Origin of the sequence: Bradyrhizobium sp. DOA1, from assembly GCF_001593325.1 — a bacterium.
In the GTDB taxonomy this organism is placed as follows: domain Bacteria; phylum Pseudomonadota; class Alphaproteobacteria; order Rhizobiales; family Xanthobacteraceae; genus Bradyrhizobium.
In genome coordinates, this window is record NZ_JXJM01000001.1 from 1979303 (window position 1) to 1988434 (window position 9132).

General features: G+C 65.5%; 7 protein-coding genes and 1 pseudogene. 7 read left to right on the top strand and 1 reads right to left on the bottom strand.

All coding sequences use genetic code 11. The features are described from left to right. From SE91_RS09195 to SE91_RS09220, 6 genes and pseudogenes are all read left to right on the top strand, one after another. On the top strand, nucleotides 1-599 hold a 599-nt coding region (locus tag SE91_RS09195), incomplete at its 5' end, for a flagellar basal body rod C-terminal domain-containing protein (RefSeq protein WP_283806223.1). A 21-nt stretch (nucleotides 600-620) separates the two neighbouring features. After that, complete coding sequence (locus tag SE91_RS09200; protein ID WP_061847369.1) at nucleotides 621-2504, top strand: flagellar protein; 1884 nt, start codon at nucleotides 621-623, stop codon at nucleotides 2502-2504. A 71-nt stretch (nucleotides 2505-2575) separates the two neighbouring features. Next, nucleotides 2576-3361: a methylenetetrahydrofolate reductase gene (locus SE91_RS09205; protein WP_061847370.1), complete on the top strand. Its 786-nt coding sequence runs from the start codon at nucleotides 2576-2578 to the stop codon at nucleotides 3359-3361. Further along, nucleotides 3351-5000, top strand: coding sequence for a hypothetical protein (locus SE91_RS09210; protein WP_061847371.1), 1650 nt, complete (start codon nucleotides 3351-3353; stop codon nucleotides 4998-5000). Before SE91_RS09205 ends, SE91_RS09210 begins: the two co-directional genes overlap by 11 nt. 1 nt (nucleotide 5001) lies before the next feature. Then, nucleotides 5002-6237: an ATP-grasp domain-containing protein gene (locus tag SE91_RS09215; protein WP_061847372.1), complete on the top strand. Its 1236-nt coding sequence runs from the start codon at nucleotides 5002-5004 to the stop codon at nucleotides 6235-6237. After that, nucleotides 6234-7734: pseudogene (locus SE91_RS09220) on the top strand (pyridoxal phosphate-dependent decarboxylase family protein). The gene SE91_RS09215 and the pseudogene SE91_RS09220 overlap by 4 nt, the downstream one beginning before the upstream one ends. A gap of 93 nt (nucleotides 7735-7827) precedes the next feature. On the opposite strand, the gene flbT reads toward SE91_RS09220, so the two are convergent. Beyond that, on the bottom strand, nucleotides 7828-8250 hold the full coding sequence (flbT, locus tag SE91_RS09225) for a flagellar biosynthesis repressor FlbT (protein WP_008554813.1): 423 nt from the start codon (nucleotides 8248-8250) through the stop codon (nucleotides 7828-7830). A 320-nt stretch (nucleotides 8251-8570) separates the two neighbouring features. On the opposite strand from flbT, the gene SE91_RS09230 reads away from it, so the two are divergent. After that, nucleotides 8571-9132 (top strand): flagellin N-terminal helical domain-containing protein (locus SE91_RS09230; RefSeq protein ID WP_502687131.1); only part of this gene is annotated, 562 nt, incomplete at its 3' end.

The window sequence follows — 9132 nt, forward strand, 5'->3', positions numbered from 1 at the left end:
CCGACGACAACACCGGCCTTGCCAAGGTCAGTTCGGCGACGACCACCAAGACGATGTCGTCGCTGACCTCGGGCAACCCGCAACTGGCGGTGTTCACGGACGGCGGGCAGGCGCTCTATACCGGCGCGATCACCGCGTCGGGCTCGCAGATGACCGGCCTTGCCGGACGCATCGCCGTGAACACGCAGCTGGTCTCCGATCCGACCCGGCTGTCGGTCTACAACACCTCGCCGGTGACGCCTTCGGGCGACACCACGCGTTCGGACTATCTGTATTCGCACCTCACCAGTGCGGTGTTCTCCTATTCGCCGCAGAGCGGCCTCGGCTCGGCGAACCAGCCCTTCACAGGCAGCGTCTCGAATTTCCTTCAGCAATTCCTGAGCGTGCAGGCCAATGCCGCGACCCAGGCGACCCAGCTCCAGCAGGGCCAGAGCGTCGTGGTCTCGACGCTCCAGGCCAAATTCGACTCGACCTCCAGCGTCAATCTGGACTCGGAGATGTCGAACCTGATCCAGCTTCAGAATGCCTATGCCGCCAACGCCCACGTGATGTCGGTGGTGCAGAGCATGATGAACACGTTGCTCCAGGCTCAAGGGTAACAAGTAACAGGGCTCTGAAACATGTCGATCAGCAGCATCAACTACTCCTCGTCGGTTCTCGGCTCGCAGATCCGCAACATCAATCAGCAGCTCACCGACCTGTCGACGCAGCTTTCGACCGGCAAGCTGTCGCAGAACTATGCCGGCATGGGCACCAACGAGGGCTTTGCGATCGCCGGGCGCGCGCAGCTCTCCAACATCGCCGCCTATACCGACACGATCACCAACGTCAACGTCAGCATCAATCTCGCCAACACCGCGCTGCAGTCGCTGACGAAGATCCGCAGCACGGTGCAGACCGGATCGGCCTCTACCGCGCAGGATCTCAACGTCAACGGCCAGACCATCGCGCAGAACACCGCCGCGGCCCAGTTCGGCTCGATGATCGGCGTCCTCAACACGCAGACCGGCAGCCGCTATCTGTTCTCCGGAACGGCCGTCAACACGCAGTCGGTCGCCGATGCCGGCGACATCATCAACGGCACCACGACGCAGGCGGGGTTCAAGACCGTGATGGCCGAGCGTCAGGCCGCTGACTTAGGGGCCAACGGCATGGGCCGCCTGGTGCAGACGCAGCCGACGCCGAGCTCGGTGCAGGTGTCGGAAGACGTCGCGGGATCACCGTTCGGGCTGAAGCTCAAGGCGGTCTCCTCGACGCTGACGGGTGCGACCGTCACCGGCCCGAGCGGCTCGCCGGTGTCGTTCTCGGTCGACCTCAACGGCGTCAACCCGAACAACGGCGACAAGCTGAGCGTTCAGTTCACGCTGCCGGACGGCACGGTCGAGCAGATCGACCTGACCGCCTCGACAGCGACCCCGACGCCGCTCGGCAGCTTCGCAATCGATGCGAGCACGCCCGTCAACCCGAACAACACCGCCGCGAACCTCAACACGGCGCTGAACACCGCGATCCAGAAGCTCGCCAACACGTCGCTGGTGGCGGCCTCTGCCGTCACCGCTGGCGACAATTTCTTCAACAGCGCGAGCTCGGCGATCGGCACGCCCGTCAACAACCAGGCGGCGCCGCCCGCACCGATCAGCGGCGCGACCGCGCTGTCCGGCGCGAGCCCCTCGGACTCGATCTCGCCGGGCTTCGTCGCCGGCGACACCATCACCGTCAACGGCACCACGCTGACCTTCGTCGCCTCGGGCGCGACCGGCAACCAGCTCAACGTCACCGACAGCATCCAGACGCTGATGAGCAAGATCGACGCGATCACGGGGACGTCGAAGCCCTCGACGGTCCATGGCGGCTCGATCACTGTTAACACCGACGATGCGGCGAGCCTCAACATCACGAGCTCGAATACGGGCGCGCTGGGCTCGCTCGGCTTCAGCGCGACGCCGGTGACCGCCACGCAACCGCCGCTGCGCGTCGGCTCCTCGCCGGCGAGCTCGGCGACCACGCTGGTCAACGGCTCGGCCAATACGGTGGAATGGTATCTGGGCAATGACGGGCCCGGCTCGCCGCGCTCGACCGCGATGGCGCGGGTCGACGATGCCGTCACGGTGCAGTACGGCGCCCAGGCGAATGAGGATGCGATCCGCCGGCAATTGCAGGCGATCGCAGTGTTCGGGACCTTCTCGACCTCGCCGACCGGCCAGTATTCGGGCGGGCAGGTGGCCGCGCTGAGCCTGCGCACGACCCAGGCGCTGACCCAGCAGCCCGGTCAGCAGCGCATCGAGGACATCCAGACCGACATCGCCATGGCCCAGAACACGATGAAGGACGCGACCACGCGTCAGACCCAGGCCAAGGCGCAGCTCCAGTCCATCATCGACCAGGCGGAATCGGCCTCGCCGGACCAGGTCGCGAGCGAGATCCTGGCGCTCCAGAACGCGCTCCAGGCTTCCTACCAGGTGACCTCGAACCTGGCGCAGCTCTCGCTCGTCAAGTTCCTATAAGGCCGCGTTAAGACGCCGTTAACCATGCTTCTTTACCTCTTGGTGAGGATTGGAGCGGGGCGGGGCTGTCGATGTCGGACAAGATGCAATTGGTGGTGGCAACACCATGCTTCGGCGGGCAGGTGTCGAGCATCTATGCGAGCTCGATCTTCGCGCTCCAGCGCGCCGTGCACGGCATGTCCAATCTCGAGCTTAAGGTGCTGCTGCGCGACGGCGATGCGCTGATCACGCGGGCGCGGGCCAATTTGGCCGCGATGTTCCTGGACGATCCCAGGGCGACGCATTTCCTGTTCATCGACGCCGACATCGGTTTCAAGCCGGAGCAGGTGTTCCGGCTGATCGAATGCGGCGCCGACGTCGTCGCCGGCTGCTATCCGATCAAGCGGGTCAACTGGGACAAGGCCGCGCGCGCGATCCAGTCAGGCCGTACCGACGTGCCGGCGGCCTCGCTCGACTACGTGCTGGAGATCGAGGATCCCGACCGCGTCGTGGTCGTCAACGGCTTTACCCGTGTCCGTTATGCGGGCACGGGCTTCCTGATGATCCGGCGCCACGTGCTGGAAGCGATGTGCCGCCACCCTGATTACGCGGCGTTGCAGTTCTTCCGGGAGCATTCGCACGATACGCTGGCGTCGAGCCCGAACCGGTTCGCGCTGTTCGAATGCATGATCGACCCGGCGACCGGCACCTATCTGTCCGAAGACTTCGCCTTCTGCAAGCGCTGGACAGACATCGGTGGCGAGATCTGGGCCGATATCCAGAGTTCGCTCGATCACGTGGGACCGTCGGTATTCCACGGCGACATCGCCTCACAATTCGCAGCCGTGCCCCCAGCGGCGGCGGCCGATGCGGCGTGAGCCTTTCGGGATGAGCGCCGGCCCATCCCGTCTGTCGGACGCGGAACGCGCATCCGACGGCGGCTCGCGTTACCGCCTGCGCGATCTCTTCACGCCGCTCGACACGCTGCTCGTCTCCGGCGGAGATCCGCGGCTCATGCTCGACGCCGGCAATCGCGCCAACGCCTATCGCTGCGCCGCCTCGCCCGAGCCGGACATCTGGAACTTCGCTTCCTCGACCGCCTCGACGATCTCGCAAGCAGCCTATGACCGCGCCGCGCTGGCGCGCGAAGAACTGGTGCACAAGTGCCTGTTCGACGAAGTCGAGCTAGCCTTCGATGCGCGCTGCGAGGATATGCGCGAGGAGCTGCGCAGCCAGTTCCAGCTCCCGCCGCGCGTCGATGTCGTGTTCTCTCCGTCCGGCACGGATTCCCAGCTCCATGCTTTGTTCGTGGCGCGCGCGGTGCTCGGCGCGCCGCCGGTGACGATCGTGGTCGGGTCCGATCAGACCGGAAGCGGGACGATCCATACCGCGCGCGGACATCATTTCAGCTGCATGACGGCGAGTGGCCTCGCCGTCCGCAAGGACGGCCCGGTTGCGGGGCTCGCCGGCGCCAGCATCGCGCTGCCGTTGCGCGAGGCGGGAGACGGGATTGCGATGCGGGCCGACGTCGATGCTGCGGTGTTGCGCGCGGTCGAGGCCACGATCGCGCAGGGCGCGCCGGTGCTGCTCCAGATCATGGATGCTTCGAAACTCGACTGGCGCGCACCGAGCGCGGCCTGCCTTGACGAGATCGCGCGCCGCTGGCCGCGCAAGGTTCAGATCGTCGTCGACGCTTGCCAGGCCCGGCTCGGGCGCCGGCGGCTGCGCTCTTATCTCGACCGCGGTTACCTGGTCCTGATCACCGGCTCGAAATTCTTCGGCGGACCGGCCTTCTGCGGCGCGCTGCTGGTGCCGAAGGGCTTTTCGCGCCTCCTCGACCGGGTCGAGGCGATCGCGCCGGGCTTTTTCGATTATGCCGGCCGTTGCGACTGGCCGTTGGCCTGGACGGCGTTGCGTTCGCGCTTCGAGCGCCGGGCGAATTTCGGCCAATGGTTGCGCTGGGAGGCGGCGCTGGCCGAGATCGCCAGCTACCATGCGGTGCCGGTTGTGTTTCGCACCAAGGTGCTGACCGAGCTCGCCGCCGGCATCGACAGCATGATCGCGCTGTCGCCATCGCTGCGCCTCGTTCCGTCTGGATGCGGACAGGTCGATGCGGACGACGAGGAGTTCGCGCAACGTACGATCTTCCCATTTCTGCTGCTGCGCGACGGCAAGCCGGTCTCGATCGCCGAAACAGCTGCCGTTCATCAGGCGCTGGCGCGCGACATGAGTGAGGAGATCGGCGGCAGCACGGCCGACCGGGAGGTCGCTGCGCAGCGCTGCCTGATCGGCCAACCGGTCCGGCTGGAACGGCAGGATGAGGCGCCGCTGTCCCTGTTGCGCCTTTGCATCGGCGCACGGCTCGTGACCGAAGCCTGGTCGCCGGACACGGCGCAGGCGCAACGCAATGTGCAGCACATTCTCGATCGCGTCGCGCACGTGCTGGTCAAGATCGAGCTGTTGGTTGGTCGTGGCGCCGCCGCGCCCGTGCAGGTAAAGTCGGCGTTCGAGGTGTGAGATGCAGCAGCCAGTTTCCGCGGCCAACTACGCCGACCGCATCGGCTTTGCGCAGCTGACGCGCCAAGCCTTTGAAGGCGTCGATTTGCAGCCGTTGCGCGATCAACTCCTCGCCCGGATCACGGAGGGGACGGCGCAAGCGGGGGAGGGGCTGGATCTGTCGCTGATCGTCCAGCTCCTCGGCGACAAGGAGGCGGGGCTTGCGATCCAGTCGGAGGTGCTGACTTTCCATCAGTTGTTTCGTACGCCCAGCGCGGCGCAGAAGCCGGGCTTGCGCCTGCTCGCGCTTGCAGCCGACATCGACATGGGCGGCAACACGCCGATCGATTTCCTGATCGAAGGCTCTGACATCGAGTTGTTGACGCTCTACGTGGTCAAGGGCGTTGGTCTGCCCGAGAGCCTGCCCGCGCACGACGTTGCCATCGTGGTGGCGTCCGATTCCGAGGAATGCCGGGACGCGCTTGCGATGATCGAAAAGGCCGCGCCACATTGGCCCCGGCCGCTGCTCAATCGCCCCGATCTGATCGGCAACCTCGATCGCGACAAGCTGTATCGGCTGCTGGCGGACGTGCCCGGCCTCGACATTCCCGCAACCGTCCACGCCACACGCGCGCAATTGTCGGACCTCGCATCGGGACGGATTACCTGCGAGGCCATCGCCGGTGAATTGCATTTTCCGATGATCGCGCGACCGCGTGGCTCGCATGCCGGCGTCGGGCTCGCCAAGCTCGACGACGCAGCGGCGCTCGAAGCCTATCTCGCCGCGCGGAAAGAGCAGGACTTCTTCGTCGCGCGCTTCGTCGACTATGTCAGTCCCGACGGACTCTACCGTAAATATCGCCTCGCCATGGTCGACGGCAGGCCTTACGCATGCCACATGGCGATCGCCGATCGCTGGGACATCTGGTATCTCAACGCCTATATGGCGTTCAGCGAGGAGAAGCGGGCCGAGGAAGCCGTCTTCATGCGCGACTTTGACCACGCCTTCGCAGCGCGCCACGAGAGCGCGCTCGACGAGATGAGCAAGCGCGTCGGCCTCGACTATTTCATCGTCGACTGCGCCGAGAACCAGAACGGCGAGCTCCTGGTGTTCGAGGCCGACAACACCGCCGTCGTGCACAACATGGATTCGCCGGCGGTGTTTCCCTACAAGCCGCCGCAGATGCGCAAGATATTTGCGGCGTTCACGGAGATGCTGTCGCGACATGCGCGAGCGGGCGAGGGAAGCACAGCATGAACGAGATTATCCGCAACGCGCAGAGCTCCGTCACGCACAGCTCGCTCGATCCGCAGGACTGGAGCGAGTTTCGCGCGCTGGCCCATCGCATGCTGGACGAGGCGATCGATGGCATCGCCAATGTTCGGGCGCGCCCAGTATGGCAGCCGATCCCCGACGAAGTCCGCGCGGCGCTCAAGGCCGACGTGCCGCGCGAGGCGAGTAACCTCGCCGAGGTCTATCGCGAATTCACCGAATATGTCGCGCCTTACGCGACGGGCAACGTCCATCCCGGGTTCATGGGCTGGGTCCATGGCGGCGGCACGGCCGTGGGCATGCTCGCGGAGATGCTCGCGGCCGGCCTCAACGCCAATCTCGGCGGACGCGACCATATGCCGATCGAGGTCGAGCGCCAGATCGTCGCGTGGATGCGCCGCCTGTTCGGCTTTCCGGACGGGGCGAGCGGCATCTTCGTCACGGGAACGTCGATGGCCAATCTGATGGCGGTGCTGGTGGCGCGCACGAACGCGCTCGGCACGCTGGCACGGCAGCACGGCCTCGGCAATGACGGCGCATTGCTCACCGCCTATACGTCGCATGCTGCACATGGCTGCATCTCGCGGGCGGTGGACATTGCCGGGCTCGGCACGGACGCGCTGCGCAAGATCGGTGTCGATGCCGATCATCGCATCGACGTTGCCGCGCTGCGCGCGCAGATCGCCGTGGATCGCGAGATAGGCTTCAAGCCGTTCCTGGTGGTCGCGTCTGCCGGTACCGTCGATGTCGGCGCGATCGACGATCTCAAGGCGGTCGCCGAGCTGTGCCGCGAGGAGGAGATCTGGTTTCACGTCGACGGCGCGTTCGGTGCGCTCGCCATCCTGTCAGCCGAGCTCGCGCCGCTGCTCGGCGGCATCGAGCTTGCGGATTCCATCGCGCTCGACTTCCACAAATGGGGACAGGTGCCGTACGATGCCGGCTTCCTGCTGGTGCGCGACGGCGAGCAGCACCGGCAGGCTTTTGCGCAGCCAGCGGCCTATCTGCGCCGCGAGGCGAGGGGACTTGCGGCGGGCGCAGTTTGGCCCTGCGATCTCGGCCCGGATCTGTCGCGCGGCTTCCGTGCGCTGAAGACCTGGTTCACGCTCAAGACGTTCGGCACCGATCGGCTCGGTTCGGTGATCGCACGAAGCTGCGCGCTCGCGAAATATCTGGAGACGCGTGTTCTGGCCGAGCCGCGGCTGGAATTGCTGGCGCCGGTCAATCTCAACATCGTCTGCTTCCGCTACCGCGCCGATGACGCGGTCAATCGCGAGATCGTCGCCGACATCCAGGAGGCCGGCGTCGCGGCTCCGTCGAGCACGACGCTGGACGGCAAGTTCGCGATCCGCGCTGCGATCGTCAATCACCGCACCGACGAGACCGACATCGATGCGCTGGTTGCGGCCGTGCTGGAGTTCGGCGCACGCCGGAGCGGGGGACGGAGTGGTCGAGGTCGAGGCGCCGCCGCTCGCCGCCCAGTAGCATCGGTGCAGGCCTGATACGACAGCGGCCCCGGAGATGATCCGGGGCCGTTGTCGTTTGCGTGGACTGCGTATGCGTTTCGATCGCGTGTGGTCAGGCCGCCGTGCTTTCCGCCTTGGGATGCGTGGCCTCGAACTGATCCCGCAACTTTTCCTCATATACGATCAGCTTGCGGGCATCCTTCAGCGCCCGGTAGAGGTCGCCGTTGAGGATGTTGTTGTTGATGGCTTCGATGATCGGCCAGGCGCTCGGGACAGCGGTGACGATGTCGCGCACCAGGTTGAAATAGGTGCCGTGCTGCGTCTGCGGATCCGGCGAGATATACATGAGCTGGACCGCAAGATAGACCAGCTTGGCGGGCGTGTCTGCGGTCTCTGGCGTGAGGATGTCGCGCTCGCGCAGGATCGGCACGTTGTCGCCGTCGATCAGGAGGCGGGCGCGCTGGTCGGTGTTGGTTATCACGCAGTTACCGACGATGATGCGTTCGTGCGGTCTGAGTTCGACCTTGAGGGCCATGCCTGTTCTCCATCAACGCTTTCGTAACCGAGCGTTCGTTGCGGCCTATCAGGACGTGATTCTCGCTCGCAACTAGTTAACGAGCTGTAAATTCGGGCTATTCGCACGGAAAAGCTCAGCAATTTCAAAGGTTCGTTTGCGAGGCGACGCAGCGATGAGGACCGCCTGCCGGGCCGAATCACGCGTGAAGCGGCGAAAGCCCGGGTTTCATTTCATGTTTCGTTAGAGGTCTCGGCGCCACGGTCCGCCGGTCGCTGGATCAGTCACAATCCAAGCAGACGTGTAACAGTAGCGTCGTTTACCAGAAAGGTAACAGAGTTATGTCCGGTATCGTTCTCTCCGCATCGGTTCGCCAGAACCTGCTCTCTCTCCAGTCCACCGCTGACCTCCTCGCCACCACGCAGAACCGTCTGTCGACCGGCAAGAGCGTCAACTCGGCCCTCGACAATCCCACCAACTTCTTCACGGCCCAGTCGCTCGACAACCGCGCCAGCGACATCAACAACCTGCTCGATGGTATCGCCAACGGCGTGCAGGTGCTGCAGGCTGCCAACACCGGCATCACCTCGCTGCAGAAGCTGATCGACAGCGCCAAGTCGATCGCCAACCAGGCGCTGCAGACCACCGTCGGTTACTCCACCAAGTCGAACGTCTCCGCCACCATCTCCGGTGCGACGGCGGCTGATCTGCGTGGCACGACCTCCTACGCCAGCGCGACGGCGAGCAGCAACGTGCTGTTCAGCGGCGCGGCCGGCGGCACGACGGCGGCGACCGGCACCACCACGCTCGGTGCTACCATCGGCGCCTTCGCGGGCACCGCGGCAACGGCCGGTGACGGCACCACCGCCCTGACCGGCACCATCACCCTGATCGCCACCAACG